Raw genomic sequence first — 14,065 nt, 5'->3', positions numbered from 1 at the left:
AACTATGCAGCACATGCAGTTTCCAAGACCGGCATTCGCTCTGGGACTAGCCGCATCGTTTCTTGCCACGCGCCGCCCTTTTTCGGTTCAGCCGACGCAGCAATTCATCGGAACGCTTCTGGGGCAAATCGAACGTAAGCATTACCTGATCAGCCTGGAAGACCAGAAAGTGGTCGGATTTCTTGGCTGGGGCCTCTGCTCTATGGAGGTCGCCGAAGCCTGGGCAAATGCGGAGAAAACCCCAACCTTTGCAGAATGCAACGGTGGGGACACAGTTCTTTTGTTCAGCGTGGCGGCCGCGAGCGCCAAGGTGGTTCGGGCCCAGCGCAAGGCGCTGAAGGAACGTTACCCTGATTACCCCTTGATCGGCCGCAGGGTAAAGAACGGCAAGGCACGCCCGCTGCGGGTCAAGGTTTGATTACGGGAGCAGGCGTTTCGGTCGTCCACTAAACGCAACGGTAGAGCACCCGCCCCCCAACTGAGAGCGAGATAAGCAGATGGATGAGAAGACTGAAGACACCTACACCAAACTGTTCACGCAGCCTTCTCCAGATCGTCCCTTTCGGTTTGAAACAAAGCGCTTCATCGTACGGCCGATGCGACCGGCCGATGTCAACGCGCGCTATGTAAGTTGGTGGAACGACGAGGAAACCCAGCTCGGCAACAACCGCAAGCCGCAGAGTTGGACGCACGAGCGCGCGGTCAAGCATATCCACTGGTTCGACAACAAGAACAACTTTCATTTCGGCATCTTCGTCAAGGAGTCCAAAGAACTCATCGGCTTCATGAGTTTGTTGACGAACAAGGAATCAGCCATCGCCAAATCCAATGTCGTCCTGGACCGCAGCTATTGGGGTAAGAACGTGGTCCCGGAAGTTCGGGCGGTCCTGGTGGAGTTGGCGTTCAAACGGATGAAGATGGTGAAGTTCAAAGGCCTCGTGATCGGCCGCAACTATCCCTCCATTTTCAACTATCTGACGATGGGTTTTACCTGCGAGGGCGTGCAGCGGAGCGACGTCCCCTTTGTTGGCGGCGGCCGGGCCGATGTCTACCATTTCGCGTTGTTTCCCGAAGAATGGGAAGCTCGAAAGAAGAAGGGGAGCGCGGCGCAGAGGAAAACTTCCGGTGTTAGCAAGAAGAAGGCATGACACCTGCTTTTCTCCGTTTGTCTTGTCTCCAAAATACCAAAGTCGAGGTTCGGTAACCCATGCTGCTCAGTCGTTCCCTAGGTGAGATCAAAGACGTACGCAGCGGTGAAGTCTGGACAGCCGATGACTTGCGCGCCGGCATGGCCCGATGCCGCGCGGGGTTCCAGGCCGCCGGGGTGGGCGCCGGCGACAACGTTGTGATCGGACACGGTGGCACGGCGCGGTTTTTTTCGGAGCTTTTCGCGGTCTGGTCACTCCGCGCCACGGCGGTCTGTACGAACCCTTCCTTGACGCGCAATGAAGTAGAGCACGTGCTTGCTTTCGTGGAGCCGAAGGTAATGAGCCGCACGCCGTTGGAGGAGGGCTCTAGCGAGATCGGCGGCGTGCCACTGCTGGACCTATGGAGTGATACCGGGATCACAGCGGACCCCGTGGCGGAGACGGATCTTTTGCCCGATGAGGATTGGCCGGCCCTGATTCTCTTTACTTCCGGTACAACGGGCACACCCAAGGGTGTCGTCCATAGCGCGGCGACCCTGCGCGCACGGCTTCGCCTCAACCTCGAGCATCTGAGCGTCGACGAGCTAAAGCACAGCCTTTGCGTTTTGCCCACGCACTTCGGGCATGGCTTGATCGGCAACTGCCTGACGCCGTTGGCGGCGGGATGTCGGCTGCTTTTGTATTGTAATCCCGGCGTTGACGGCGCAGCGCGCCTTGCGTCTCACATCGATGCCGAGGCGGTGACCTTCATGAGTTCGGTTCCGTCCTTCTGGAAGGTTGCCCTGCGGGCCGGGCCGCCACCCGTGAGGGCAAGCTTGAAACGCGTACACGTCGGTTCGGCGCCGCTCGCCGCCGACCTGTGGCAAGCCATCGAAACCTGGACCGGCGGCGCCGCGGTCTGGAACCTCTATGGCCTGACTGAAACAGCCAACTGGACGGCGGGCGCGGGACCGGAGGCTGGACAGCATCGGGATGGCTTGGTTGGCAGCATGTGGGGCGGAGAAGCCGCCGTTTTGAGCGCCGAGGGAGAGGTCTTGAAGGTCGGGGAAGGTGAGGTCTTGTTGAAGACGCCATCCTTGATGGTGGGGTACTACAAGCGTCCGGACCTGACTGCCGAGGTAATCCAGGATGGGTGGTACCGAACGGGCGATCATGGTCGGATCGACGAAGATGGTGTCGTTCAATTGGTTGGCCGCCGTAAGAACGAGATCAATCGCGCGGGCATGAAAGTCCTGCCAGAGGAGATAGACCTGTTGTTGGAACGGCACCCGGACGTTCTGGAGGCCTGTGCGTTTGGCCTGCCGGACCCTATCAGCGGCGAGACGGTTGCGGTGGCCGTGCGCCTGGGTGACGCGGCGGAGGCCACGCCCCAGATTCTCAAGCGCTGGTGCACCGATTATATCCGTCAGGAATGCATCCCGGAGCGGTGGTTCGTTGTCGGAGAGATCCCGAAAACCGACCGGGGTAAGATCAATCGCGATATCGTGCGGGAAGCCTGCCTTGCCTCAAAGGGGTAGCACAGGAGTGACCGAGGCTGCGGCAAGAGGAGAACGATGCCTTGAAGAGTAAGAATCAGATAGTGGCCGCCAAAGCCTTTTTGGCAGAAGCGCTCAACGTGGCACCAGAAGAGCTGGCGGATGATATCCAGGTCGGTGAAACCCAGGAATGGGATAGCCTCGGGCATATGCGGCTGCTCCTGGCTATCGAAGAACGTCTTGGCAAGCAGCTACCCGCAGCCTGGGTCGTGGCCATTCGGAATCTTGAAGATATCGCAGCGCTGCTTAAGGACGGGACGCTGCCGGAAGGTCGCATTCCTAGCTGGTGAGCCTACTTGCGCCGTCTATCGGCGGGTCATGGTGATGTCATCCCAGCCCGTTGGCCGCAGCGTCAATGCATAATCGAAGGGCGGGTCGCGGTCGGGCATCTCCAGGCGTAGCTGCTCCAGCATCACCTTCGTTGCCTCCTCAACTTCCAACATGGCCAGGCGCGCGCCGCCGCATTTTCGGGGTCCCGCGAAAAAGGGGATGAACGCCTTTCGGTTCACGGTTTTCTCGGTGAACTCCGGCCGATCCGGCCAAAACCGCAGCGGGTCGGTCCAATAGCGTTCTTTTCGATGAAGACCGGCAATCGAAAATACGATCGTGTGGCCCGGATCGATCGCCATTCCACCAAGGTCGACTTGCCTGGACGTGGCGCGGGTGACGAACGGTAGGGGCGGCCTCATGCGCATTGTTTCATGGGCGAAAGCCAAGGCTCTATCGTCACCCTTTTCACTGCCCAGGCCGTTGGCAAGCTCCTCCTGCAATGCCGGTCGGCGGGCCAGCTCATGGGCAACCCACGAGAGGCTGGATACCGTGGTCTCGATTCCAGCGAGGAAGGCCATGAAGAACTCATGGCGTCCGACGAAGTTGGCAATGCTATCGCCAACCTGCTCTTCGAACGCGCTCATCAGGAGCGTCACGCCGGGCGCCGCTTCGGCAATCATGCGTACATTGTTGTCGAGTTGTCTGGCCGCGGCCTCCAGCGCCGCCGGGTTTTCCAGGCGGTCGGGTCGCCAGGAAAAATACTGTAGATATCGTGAGAGGCTGCGAAAGCTCGACATCAACCTCCGCGAGCCTGCCATATCCATCTCTACGTTCAACGATTTGAAGAAAATGTCGATGGCGCCGGTCTGAAGGGCGTCGAACAGGCTCCAGGGTCGGTCCGGGTCCACGATTTCCTCAAGGCGGCGCGCATAGGTTCTGTGAACGCGCGCGCGATTGCTGCTGCGCCCGGCCTGGGAGAAGAACTTCTGAGTCAGCCCGCGCCGAATCTCCCACTCCCGACCGTTCGTATTGAAGCGATTGCGCCCAAGAAGCTTGAGGAGGTTGTACTCCTTGATAAAGGCGTCGGAATTCATGGCTGCTTCGTGAATGAGCTCCGCATCGTCGAGTGTGATCAAGGATCTCAAGTCGCAAAGGTCCTGCGCCCCCGATTGCTTGTCCGCCAGGTCAAATATTTCGGACGTGAGCCCGTTGAGGAACGCAAGCGCCTCCTCGGATTTGTCCGTCTTTTGCTGGCGTATACTTTGCATGATGGATCCAAAAAAGTTCGCGGGTGGCCAGAATTTCCTGATTAAAAGACCATAGGCTGAGATTGGCCTTCAAGGCTTGATTGTTCTAGATTACAACTTGGTGCGGTAATTGAACGTGAAATCGAAGAATCGGGGGGCTTATGGCCGACGGCGCGACAACGGATAAGGTGGTTGATTCAAAGGCTGACGAGAACAAATCAAGCAACGAGTCCGTGTTGCTGGTTGGCGATAGTTCCAACAAGGAGCCGGTCAAGCCCTGGCATCTCACGACCTCCGCGCATTTGCATCAATGGTTGAGCCGTGTCGGCGCTTCCATTGCTTTCACGACCTACGAGGCCGGGAAGCTTGTGTTGCTGGCCCCGGGACGGGAAGGCAAGTTGGTCGTCTCGGATCGCGACTTCGGTCAGGCCATGGCGCTCAACCTAACCAACGACGGGTTCCTGCTGTCCAGTGCGGCGCAGGTGTGGCGGTTCCAGAATGGGTTGGAACGGGGCGCCATTTACGAGGGCTGGGACCATGTTTTCCTGCCGCGCAAATCCCACGTGACCGGCGCGGTCGATGTGCATGACGTCGCGATCGACAACCAGGGGCGATTGTTGGCGGTCGTCACCGGGTACAACTGCGTTGCCGAGCTGGAGAACAGCGGCAATTTCGCCCCGATTTGGAAGCCCCCCTTCATCGACAAGATTGTTGGCGAGGATCGCTGCCACCTGAACGGCTTCTGCCTTGAGAAGGGTGAGCTTGCCTATGTCACGGTCATCGCGCCGACCAATAAGCAGGGCGCGTGGCGTGAGCATCGCGCCGATGGCGGCCAGGTCATCGATGTGCGGACCAACGAGGTCATCGCCAAGGGGTTGGCGATGCCGCATTCGCCGCGCCTGCATGAAGGACGCCTTTGGATAACCGAGGCCGGCACCGGCTGGATGGGCTGGATTGATCGCAAGAACGGTGAGTTCAAGCGCATGGTTTGGTGCCCGGGCTTTGTTCGCGGGCTTCGCCTTGCCAACAACGTGGCACTGGTCGGTGTCTCCAAGCCGCGCAACAAGGTCTTCACCGGATTACCGCTCGATGACGAGTTGAAAAAGCGCGCCTGTGACCCGGAGTGCGCGGTCTACGTCATCAATATCGCGACCAAGGAAGTGGTCCACAAACTCCAGATCACCGGGTCGGTGGAAGAGCTTTACGACGTGGCCTTCCTGCCCGGCGTGCGGCAGCCGCTGCTTGTCGGATTACAGGGTAAGGAAATTGCGCGCCTCGTGCGTGTCGGCAAAAACACAACCGGCTAACCTCCAATGGTTTCGACGAGGGAGTGCGCGCCATCCGGTGTGTAGATTCAGAGGGTGTTTCGCTGATTCGTGTCTAGCTACTTTACTGCAGGCCGAACAGCGCACACCCGAAATCCAGCATGTAACCTGAACCCACGTGTCAAGAATCCTCCGGAATGTCTTAATATTGTAATATTAAATCAATTTTAATATTAATTTTCGTAATAAAGCGTCTCCTTCTTTATAATTCTACAAAGAAAAATACAAAGGGAGGCGGATATGCGTTTTGGATTTTTTCTCACTGTAGCTCTTGTCGTCAGTCTCGGTGTTGGCCTAGCAGCCGTGGATCGGGCGCAAGCCCAACTGGCCACGGATCTGGTTTGCAACGGCTGCGTGGATTCGACGGACGTTCAAGATGGCTCGCTGGGTCCGCAGGACCTGATCCCCGGTTCGATCAACACCACGACCATCGCCAATACCTCGATCACCGGCAATAAGATCTCCGGCGGGGCCGTCACCGGCGCCAAGATCGCGAACGGCACCATCAGCCCGTTGAAACTCATACCGGGTTCGATCAACACCTCGACGCTGGCCACCAACTCGATCACCAGCAACAAGATCAACAACGGCGCCGTTTTGCTGGAGGATTTGAACGCGGAGGTCGTGGGCAAGCTGGAACCGGTCAACGTCGTCGTCGTGGGCGCCGATGGCACGGCGACGGAGAACTGCACGGCGCTGCGTAATGCGATCGCTGGAATCACCGATGCTTCGGTCAGCAATGGCTATCTGGTCAGGGTGGGCCCTGGAGACTTCGACTGCGGTGGCAATGCGGTGGTGATGAAATCCTTCGTCGATGTTGAGGGCTCGGGCCAGAACGTGACCTTGATCCGTGGCATAAACACCAGCGACGTTTCCGCAATTGTGATCCTTGCGGACAACAGCGAGTTGCGGCAGGCGACGATCCAGAATGATGGTGTGGGGGATAACAGTACTCTGTTTCCACACACTCTCCGAAAAAACGGTGGCGTCGGGCGTGTATCGGACCTACAGATCGTGGGTTTCGATGCCGAGCTGATTTTTTGTAGTAGCAGCCGCGTGATTGTCAGAGATTCAAGGTTGGTGACACCGGAAAACGCAACGGTTTTTTGTGGCAGTGGTGTGACTTTTATTGGCAGTGAGCTTGATGTCGATTTAGCCGTCGACGGCTTGGGCAGTTCCGGGTCACTCTGCACCGCGACCGTGGACGAAGCGGGCGCTCTGCTCAGCAATAGCTGTGGTCCTCTACTCTGAGCCTTTGGTCCAGAAAGGGTAGGTCCTAGAATCTACAACCACCCCCGTCCGACGGCGGGGGTGGTACTCGTTGCTTCAATCGCATAGACGAACCGGCCCTATTTTGGCCCCATACGGGCCTTTTTGCTGACGGATTCCCATAAGACCCTCTTCTTGTCGCAACAGGAGTTGCGGTGCCGGGGGAGTTTCAGGGAGACGCCGTCATGCAGACCACCAGGATTTTCAGCGCCGCATTTTTCATGGCCGTGGCAACGCCCTTCGTGGCGGATGCCAAGATGGCCATTGAACTCAGCCAGGCCCCCATCGATTCGGTCACGGTTTATCCGCAGGGTGCGCGTATCGAGCGCCGCCTGGCGCTGGCCATGTCGGTCGGATCGGATACGTTGGAGCTATCGGGCCTGACCGCCGCCCTTGACCCCGGCAGCATCCGCGTCGCCACGACGAACGGCGGGCTGCGGATCGCCTCGGTCGAGAGCCGCCTTGCCTACAGCACGCTTGCGCCGCGCGCCGAGGTGCGCCGCCTGGAGGCCGAGATCGAGGCGCTGCAGGACGAAAGGACGATGCTGGAGGACCGCTTGCGGGTCGCCGACCGGCAGCTCGATCTGGTCGGCGCGTTGATCGATGCTGCCGCCAGCAGCGAGGATGCAGAAACCACCGCGCCGCGTTCGGCGGATCATTGGCGGCAGATGCTGACCCTGATCGGCGAGGGGTCCGAAGCGGCCTACGCCCGCCAGCGCGAGGCCCGCAAGGCTCTGCGCGGCTTGATCCGTCGGCTGGAGACGACGCAACAGGAACTGGCGGCCCTGCAAACGCCGGGCCGGGAGACCTACAGTCTGGTCCTGGCGCTGGAGGCCAGTGAGGCCGGATCGGCCGAGATCAACCTTTCCTATCAGGTACAGGCGGCCCAGTGGCGGCCGCTCTATGATGCGCGCCTCGACACCAGCGAGGGTAAGCTGGCGCTGACCCAGCTTGCTGAGGTGACCCAGAACAGCGGCGAGGATTGGTCGCAGGTGGCGCTGACGCTTTCGACCACGCGACCGCGCCAGATGGGCGCTTTGCCAAATCTGGGCCCCTGGTTCCTCGACCTATACGATCCGCGCCGCCGCGCGTCCATGGCACAGGACAAACTGGCCGAGGCACCGGCGGCTGAGTCGGAATCTTTGCGTAAGAATGAGCTGGCGGATGCCGCCGGCGCTGGCTGGGAAGCACAGATTGTCGCCAGCGAGTTCGCCGCCGAATGGCGGGTGCCGGGCCGGGCCACCTTGCCCGCCGACGGTGCGGCCCACAAGCTGCGCCTGGAGGAACGGGGCTTCGAGGTGGCGCTGAGTGCCAAGATCATGCCGAAGGTCTCGCCGGTTGCCTATCTGGTGGGCGAACTGGACTACGACGGCGACGCGCCGCTGCTTCCGGGTGAAGTCTCGATCTACCGGGACGGCGCCTTCGTCGGGCGCCAGAGTTTCGGGCTGTTACGCCCTTCCGAAACCCGCGAGATCGCCTTCGGGCTGGATGATCGCATCGCCGTCGAGTACCGGCTGGTGACCGGCGAGGTTGCGAGCGCCGGGATCATCGCCAATGACCGCAAGGAAAGCAGGCTCTACGCAATAAAGGTGCAGAACCATCACGCCCGGCCCATTGCGATATCGGTGCTCGATCAGTTGCCGGTTTCCCGCCACGAGGAGATCGAGGTGGCGTTGTTGGACGAAAGCACCACGCCCAGCGAATTCGATGTGGAAGAGCGCAAGGGCGTGCTTGCCTGGCGCTGGAATGCGGAACCCGGCGAAGTGAAGGACCTGCGATTCGGTTACAGCATCCGCTTCCCGGAAAACATGGCGGTCGTCGGTCTTTAGGCGTTGCCCGCCGAATGGGCGGCTCGGTCCAGGTTCCGGGCCGCCGCGGTGTAACCGCCGTCGATGCCGTCCAGAAAGTGGAAATGACGGTTGGTGTAAATCGAGGGAACGATGCAGGTCATGATCGCCGCATCCTGCGTATGCTGTCCGAACTGCAGGATGCCTCGGTCACGCTCCCGGCCAAGCAGCACGTCAATCTCTGCCTGGGTTTCCGGGCTGCAGTCCAGGGTCATGCGCAGCCCGTCCTCGAACTTCCGATAATCGGAGTTCATCATGGTGTAGCGGCGATAGACGGTCGGGTCGAATTCACCGAGATTCCATCCGGTGCGCCCTAGTATCCACGCGAGGCAGCCGACGAGCCACAGTCGGATTTTTCGCGCCGCGAGACTGCCTTCCTCCGAGGTCAGCGCCTCCAACGTCACACCGCGGGGCGGCCAGGCGAACTGCGCGCCTGTCGCCGGAATAGGGTGGCCGTCGCGCTCAAGCTTGTTCACCAGAGTCAGCAGCCTGTCCACGGCGACCGAGAATTCCTCCCAAGCGGCTTCGGGTTGCTTCTTGACGATCAACGAGAGGATCACACCCTTGCGGCTGGGCGATGGCGCCCAACGACAGGAAAGGCCGGTCAAATCCGCAAAGGTTGGATCGTCTTCCCGGCTCAGATGAAAACGGCCGACCTTCATCGCCTCGGCCGCCCAGTCCGCGCCGCCACCCGAAAACATGGCATAACTGACGGCGTCAGAGGGGGCGAAGCGCGCAACCGCGACCTGGTGCCCGCTCAGGCGGACCTCCGATACAGGTACCAGAGCGGCGCGCAGTTCCAGGCCCAGTTTCTGTTCTACCCAATGGCGCGTACCCCGCAGGGCGGCAGCCAAGGCCTCGGCGTCGTCTCCCGGCACCGCGATCAGGGCGCCATCACCGCCAAAGGAATAGGGAAAACTTTTCCCCGACAGGGCGTTCATGGCCGCCGATATGGCGGCCGCACCAGCCATGTTAACGGCTTTATAACGCCCTGCCGCAATGGCGCCGGTCGAATCGACCACATCCGTCAGACCGAGCACCCAGTCGTCGGGCAGAGCGGTATAGACCTTTCCGTCGCAAAGCTGCCGGAAGTCGGTGAAGGGCTTGATCTCCTCGAAGCTGAACATGGAATCTCCCGCTATCGTCCCGCAGTATGCACGGCTTCTCCCTAGGTAAGATGGTGCGAATTTTGACGATGGCAAAACCACGTTGCCACTTGACGGTTTTTGAGTCGCGAGATTATACTTACATGTAAGTCAGTATTGCCACTAGAACCACATTAGCCGCCTTTTGAAAGGATCCGCCATGCCGGGACGCTTGCAGGACAAAATTGCCATTATTACCGGTGCAGGCTCTGGAATCGGCCATCGCACGGCCTTGACCTTTGCACGTGAGGGCGCGGTGGTGATTGCGGCGGACAAGAACGCCGAAGCCGCCGAAGCAGTAGCAGCCGAAGTGCGCGCGGCTGGCGGAACGGCGGAATCCTGTAGTGTGAATGTCGCCAAGTCCGATGAAGTCAGGGCCATGATAGACGGTGTCGTGCAGCGGCACGGACGTCTGGACATCCTGGTAAACAACGCTGGTTACGGGATCGCGGGCAACGTGGTGGAAACCAGCGAGGAAGATTGGGACGCTATCATGGCGGTGAACGTCAAGGGCGTCTTCCTCGGCTGTAAGTATGCCGTGCCGGTGATGGAGAAACAGGGCGGCGGCGTGATTGTCAACACAGCCTCGACCACGGCCAAGGTCGGCATTCCCGACCGTGCGGCCTACTGCGCCACGAAGGGCGCGGTAGCCTCCTTGACCCGAGCCATGGCGATCGACCATGTCGCTGCTGGCATCCGGGTGAACTGTGTTGCGCCGGGCACCATTGAATCGCCATACTTCAACGAGATTTTTGCCAAGAGCCCGGATGCGGCACAGCTGCGCGCCAAGCTGGAGGCTCGCCAAGTGATGAACCGCCTCGGCCAGCCGCAGGAGATCGCCAACGCGATTCTGTTCCTGGCGAGCGACGAGGCCTCGTTCTGCACGGGTTCCACCATGCTGGTGGACGGTGGCTGGACGGCGAAGTAAGGCCGACATCATGCCAAAAAACACCTTCGATGTGGTCGTTGTCGGCGGCGGTGGTTCCGGACTCACGGCGGCACTGACGGCGGGCCGCCTGGGCCGCGAGGTCGTGCTGTTGGAAAAAAACCCCGCGCTTGGCGGGACTACCGGCTTGTCGGTGGGCTCGATCTCTTGCAACTCCACGCCACAGCAAAAAGCGGCGGGCATCAGTGATTCGCCCGATGAGCATTTCGAGGACATGGGTAAGTTCGCCGGGGCGCTGGAGCCGCGCGACAATCTTGATTTGCGGCGGCTTTACGTTGAGAACGTACCCGAAGCCTTCCGTTTCTTGATGGACCTCGGCATTGAATTCATGGGGCCGGTTCCAGAGCCGCCCCATCGCTATCCGCGGCTCCACAATATTGTCCCGCATTCGCGCGGTTATATTTACCGGCTGGTCAAGCACTGCCGTCGGGAAGGGGTGGAGATAAGAACCAACGCCCCGGTCGTTGAACTGCTGCGCGATGGAGATCGTGTCACGGGTGTTCGGCTGGCTGACGGAACGGAGATCAAAGCGCGCCGCGGGGTCGTTTTAGCCAGCGGCGACTACAGTTCGGCGGATGGTGCGCTGAAATCGGAGTTCCTGCCGGAAGCGCTGTGCGATGTTGAGGGAATCAATACCACCAGTACCGGTGACGGACAGCGTCTGGGACGTGACGCCGGCAGCGAAGTGCTCAATCCCGATCTGGCCTGGGGCCCGGAGATGCGCTTCATCGCGCCGCCGAAGCCCAGCATCATCACGCGAATTCCGCCGATCCGCCCCTTTGCACGCCTAGTGAACTGGGCGATCAAGAATTTGCCGCAACCTATTCTGCGTCCCTTCCTGATGTCTTTCGTGACAACCTTTCTGGCGCCTTCGCACGGGCTATTCAAGGAAGGCGCACTGCTGGTCAATAGCGAGGGGAAACGTTTCTGTGACGAGCGGGACGGACCGCAACACAAGGTCTCCGCCCAGCCCGGCAGAACGGCCTATATCCTGATGGACGACGCGATGGCGCGCAAGTTCACGGCCTGGCCGCATTACATCTCGACGGCGCCAGGCGTGGCCTACGCTTACCTGCCTGACTATCAGCGCAACCGAAAGGACATCTGCTTCAAGGCGGCAACCGTTGCAGCGCTTGCGGCGAAGGTAAATCTGCCCGCAAAAGCTCTCCAGGAAACCCTGGACCAGGCCAACGCGGAAGCAAGAGACAGCGGACGGGCGCCGCTCTCGGAGGGTCCATTCTATCTATTGGGGCCCCTGAAATCCTGGATCTGCTTCACGGAAGGCGGATTGAAGGTCGACAAAACACTGCAGGTACTGCGTGGCGACGGCTCTCCCATAACGGGGCTTTTTGCGGCCGGATCCACGGGGCAGGGCGGCCTGCTGCTCGAAGGTCACGGGCATCATCTTGGGTGGGCTGTAACCTCGGGTCGCATCGCAGGGCGCTCCGCCGCATTCCAGACTGTCGTTTGACAAGCACTAGCTGGCCGGAAAGGCCGATGAGGGAGAAAGAAGGCTCATGTACGAACTGAAAGGCAAGAAGGTCGTTATCACCGGCGGTGCGGCGGGCATCGGGCGTTCCATCGCGCTGCGGTTGGGCCAGGAGGGCTGTGATGTCGGGCTTTTCGACGTCGACGGCACGGGTGCGGAGGCAACCGCCGCCAAAATCCGGGACTTGGGATGCAAGGCGGCCGCGGTGACCGGCGATGTCGGTGACAAGACCTCGGTCGAGGCAGGCATGAAAACGCTGGTCGAGACGCTGGGTGGCGTTGATCTGTTGGTCAATAATGCCGGTATCCTGCGCATGGGCCAGTTGCTTGAGATGAGCGAGAAAGACTGGGCTGACACTTGGCGTATCAACGTCGATGGCATTTTCCACTGCACGCGTGCCGTGGTTCCGCATATGGTCGCTCAGGGGCACGGCAATGTCGTTAACATGTCGTCCTGGATGGGCAAAAAGGGTGTGGCCAGCTACGGGGCCTACTGCGCCAGCAAGTTTGCCGTTGTTGCCCTGACACAGAGCCTGGCCCACGAGTTAGCCGGTAAGGGAATCCGGGTCAACTCCGTTTGCCCGGGGTTGATCGTCGACACCAAGATGCGTGAAGAGGCCGAGGAAGACCTGGCGCGTCGCGGCCTGCCGCTCGCCAACCAGCGCTTGCACACCATCCCCTTGGGACGTACGGGCCTGCCCGATGATATTGCGCGGGTCGTCGCTTTCCTTGCTTCCGATGAAGCCGCCTATATGACGGGGCAGGCCATCAACGTGACGGGCGGTCTTTGGATGAATTGATTGGGTCGATGACCCATGCCACTCGGGCTGCACGCGCGAGTATGCGATAATGAGGTACGAAAGGAGATTGCACGATGGGACGCTTCAAGGACTTTGAACCCAAGGGGGTGATTCCGGCGACTTTGTTGGCGCTCAACGAAGACTACTCGATCGATGAGAAGAGCACGCGCCGTCATCTGGCGGACTGTGCCCTGGTCGAGGGTGTCGCAGCCGCAACGGTCAACGGCCATGCATCGGAAGTACATGCCTGCACTTTCGAAGAGCAGAAGCGAATTCTCGAGATTTCGCTCGAGGAGGTCGGGGATAAGGTGCCGCTGGTGAATGGTGTTTATGCGGACGGCAGCCATGAGGCGGCGCGAATCGCCAAGATGTCCGATGCCGCCGGCGCTTCCTGTTTGCTGGTGTTCCCGCCGCAGAGCCTGGGTATGGGCGGCGTGGAGCGTCCGGAATCGATCCTGACACACTTCAAGATGATTGCCGAGGCAACCGATCTGCCGATCATCGCCTTCCGTTATCCGGTTTCCTCGGGGCTAGCCTACCCCTATGAGTCCTTGTTGCAGTTGTTCGAGGAGGTGCCGACGGTCCGCGCCATCAAGGACTGGTGCAACGATCCCATGTTGCACGAGCGGCATATCCGGACCTTCCAGTCGTTGGATCGGCCGGTCAACGTCCTGACGACGCACAGCGCTTGGTTGATGGCGTCGTTGACCATGGGCGCAAACGGGCTGCTGTCTGGTGCGGGAAGTGTCATCGCCGACCTGCAGGTCGCGCTCTTTCGGGCGATCAAGGGGGGCGACTTGCCGGCGGCACAAGCACTCAACGACCGCATCTATCCGTTGGTTCAGGCTTTCTACGCGGCGCCTTTCGTGGATATGCACAATCGCATGAAGGAATGCCTCGTGATGCTCGGGCGTCTGGAGCAGGCCGTCATGCGGCCGCCCCTGATGAAGCTGCATCAGCAAGAACTGGACCGCCTTCGGGCGGCTCTGGAAGAGTCCGGCCTGTTGAACCGCGGCGCTGCGCGCAGCGTCGCAGAATAAAAGCT

13 protein-coding genes are annotated in these 14,065 nt (G+C 60.3%); 11 read left to right on the top strand and 2 right to left on the bottom strand.

All coding sequences use genetic code 11. The features are described 5' to 3' along the window. Positions 1-4 precede the first annotated feature (4 nt). The 4 genes from FHR98_RS00555 to FHR98_RS00540 all read left to right on the top strand — a co-directional run bounded on the left by FHR98_RS00555 (position 5) and on the right by FHR98_RS00540 (position 2,973). A complete protein-coding gene (locus FHR98_RS00555) occupies positions 5-418 on the top strand; it encodes a hypothetical protein (RefSeq protein WP_183414662.1) in 414 nt (137 codons plus the stop codon). Between the two features lie 79 nt (positions 419-497). Beyond that, positions 498-1,148, top strand: a complete 651-nt coding sequence (locus FHR98_RS00550; RefSeq protein WP_183414661.1) for a GNAT family N-acetyltransferase — start codon at positions 498-500, stop codon at positions 1,146-1,148. A 59-nt stretch (positions 1,149-1,207) separates the two neighbouring features. Then, positions 1,208-2,665 (top strand): class I adenylate-forming enzyme family protein, encoded by a 1,458-nt coding sequence (locus FHR98_RS00545; protein WP_183414660.1) that lies wholly within the window; start codon positions 1,208-1,210, stop codon positions 2,663-2,665. Between the two features lie 41 nt (positions 2,666-2,706). After that, positions 2,707-2,973: an acyl carrier protein gene (locus FHR98_RS00540; RefSeq protein WP_183414659.1), complete on the top strand. Its 267-nt coding sequence runs from the start codon at positions 2,707-2,709 to the stop codon at positions 2,971-2,973. A gap of 15 nt (positions 2,974-2,988) precedes the next feature. On the opposite strand, the gene FHR98_RS00535 is transcribed toward FHR98_RS00540, so the two are convergent. Then, the gene (locus FHR98_RS00535; RefSeq protein WP_183414658.1) at positions 2,989-4,221 is read right to left on the bottom strand and encodes a cytochrome P450; all 1,233 of its coding nucleotides are present in this window, start codon (positions 4,219-4,221) and stop codon (positions 2,989-2,991) included. Between the two features lie 140 nt (positions 4,222-4,361). Between FHR98_RS00535 and FHR98_RS00530 the strand changes: the two genes are divergently transcribed. From FHR98_RS00530 to FHR98_RS00520, 3 genes are all read left to right on the top strand, one after another. Then, positions 4,362-5,507 carry a TIGR03032 family protein gene (locus tag FHR98_RS00530; RefSeq protein ID WP_183414657.1) on the top strand — a complete coding sequence of 382 codons (1,146 nt, stop codon included), beginning with the start codon at positions 4,362-4,364 and terminating at the stop codon, positions 5,505-5,507. 258 nt (positions 5,508-5,765) lie between these two features. Further along, entirely contained in the window at positions 5,766-6,776 is a 1,011-nt protein-coding gene (locus tag FHR98_RS00525) for a hypothetical protein (RefSeq protein WP_183414656.1), read from the top strand. 203 nt (positions 6,777-6,979) lie between these two features. Beyond that, positions 6,980-8,623, top strand: a complete 1,644-nt coding sequence (locus tag FHR98_RS00520; RefSeq protein WP_183414655.1) for a mucoidy inhibitor MuiA family protein — start codon at positions 6,980-6,982, stop codon at positions 8,621-8,623. Here the strand turns inward: FHR98_RS00520 and FHR98_RS00515 are convergent. Beyond that, entirely contained in the window at positions 8,620-9,768 is a 1,149-nt protein-coding gene (locus FHR98_RS00515) for a DUF3095 domain-containing protein (RefSeq protein WP_183414654.1), read from the bottom strand. The genes FHR98_RS00520 and FHR98_RS00515 overlap by 4 nt on opposite strands. Positions 9,769-9,946: 178 nt before the next feature. Between FHR98_RS00515 and FHR98_RS00510 the strand changes: the two genes are divergently transcribed. From FHR98_RS00510 to FHR98_RS00495, 4 genes are all read left to right on the top strand, one after another. Beyond that, positions 9,947-10,714, top strand: coding sequence for an SDR family oxidoreductase (locus tag FHR98_RS00510; RefSeq protein WP_183414653.1), 768 nt, complete (start codon positions 9,947-9,949; stop codon positions 10,712-10,714). A 10-nt stretch (positions 10,715-10,724) separates the two neighbouring features. Then, entirely contained in the window at positions 10,725-12,203 is a 1,479-nt protein-coding gene (locus FHR98_RS00505) for an FAD-dependent oxidoreductase (RefSeq protein WP_183414652.1), read from the top strand. 46 nt (positions 12,204-12,249) lie between these two features. Next, a complete protein-coding gene (locus FHR98_RS00500; RefSeq protein ID WP_183414651.1) occupies positions 12,250-13,020 on the top strand; it encodes an SDR family NAD(P)-dependent oxidoreductase in 771 nt (256 codons plus the stop codon). A 74-nt stretch (positions 13,021-13,094) separates the two neighbouring features. Further along, positions 13,095-14,060: a dihydrodipicolinate synthase family protein gene (locus FHR98_RS00495; protein ID WP_183414650.1), complete on the top strand. Its 966-nt coding sequence runs from the start codon at positions 13,095-13,097 to the stop codon at positions 14,058-14,060. Positions 14,061-14,065 lie beyond the last annotated feature (5 nt).

Source organism: Limibacillus halophilus (assembly GCF_014191775.1).
GTDB classification, from domain to species: domain Bacteria; phylum Pseudomonadota; class Alphaproteobacteria; order Kiloniellales; family CECT-8803; genus Limibacillus; species Limibacillus halophilus.
The sequence above is the reverse complement of the archived record's forward strand: the minus strand, read 5'-3'. Positions and strand labels throughout refer to the sequence as shown.

Coding starts and splice junctions, on each gene's coding strand:
- FHR98_RS00555 (WP_183414662.1), top strand. CDS start 5: ATGCAGCACATGCAGTTTCCAAGACCGGCATTCGCTCTGGGACTAGCC.
- FHR98_RS00550 (WP_183414661.1), top strand. CDS start 498: ATGGATGAGAAGACTGAAGACACCTACACCAAACTGTTCACGCAGCCT.
- FHR98_RS00545 (WP_183414660.1), top strand. CDS start 1,208: ATGCTGCTCAGTCGTTCCCTAGGTGAGATCAAAGACGTACGCAGCGGT.
- FHR98_RS00535 (WP_183414658.1), bottom strand. CDS start 4,221: ATGCAAAGTATACGCCAGCAAAAGACGGACAAATCCGAGGAGGCGCTT.
- FHR98_RS00530 (WP_183414657.1), top strand. CDS start 4,362: ATGGCCGACGGCGCGACAACGGATAAGGTGGTTGATTCAAAGGCTGAC.
- FHR98_RS00525 (WP_183414656.1), top strand. CDS start 5,766: ATGCGTTTTGGATTTTTTCTCACTGTAGCTCTTGTCGTCAGTCTCGGT.
- FHR98_RS00520 (WP_183414655.1), top strand. CDS start 6,980: ATGCAGACCACCAGGATTTTCAGCGCCGCATTTTTCATGGCCGTGGCA.
- FHR98_RS00515 (WP_183414654.1), bottom strand. CDS start 9,768: ATGTTCAGCTTCGAGGAGATCAAGCCCTTCACCGACTTCCGGCAGCTT.
- FHR98_RS00510 (WP_183414653.1), top strand. CDS start 9,947: ATGCCGGGACGCTTGCAGGACAAAATTGCCATTATTACCGGTGCAGGC.
- FHR98_RS00505 (WP_183414652.1), top strand. CDS start 10,725: ATGCCAAAAAACACCTTCGATGTGGTCGTTGTCGGCGGCGGTGGTTCC.
- FHR98_RS00500 (WP_183414651.1), top strand. CDS start 12,250: ATGTACGAACTGAAAGGCAAGAAGGTCGTTATCACCGGCGGTGCGGCG.
- FHR98_RS00495 (WP_183414650.1), top strand. CDS start 13,095: ATGGGACGCTTCAAGGACTTTGAACCCAAGGGGGTGATTCCGGCGACT.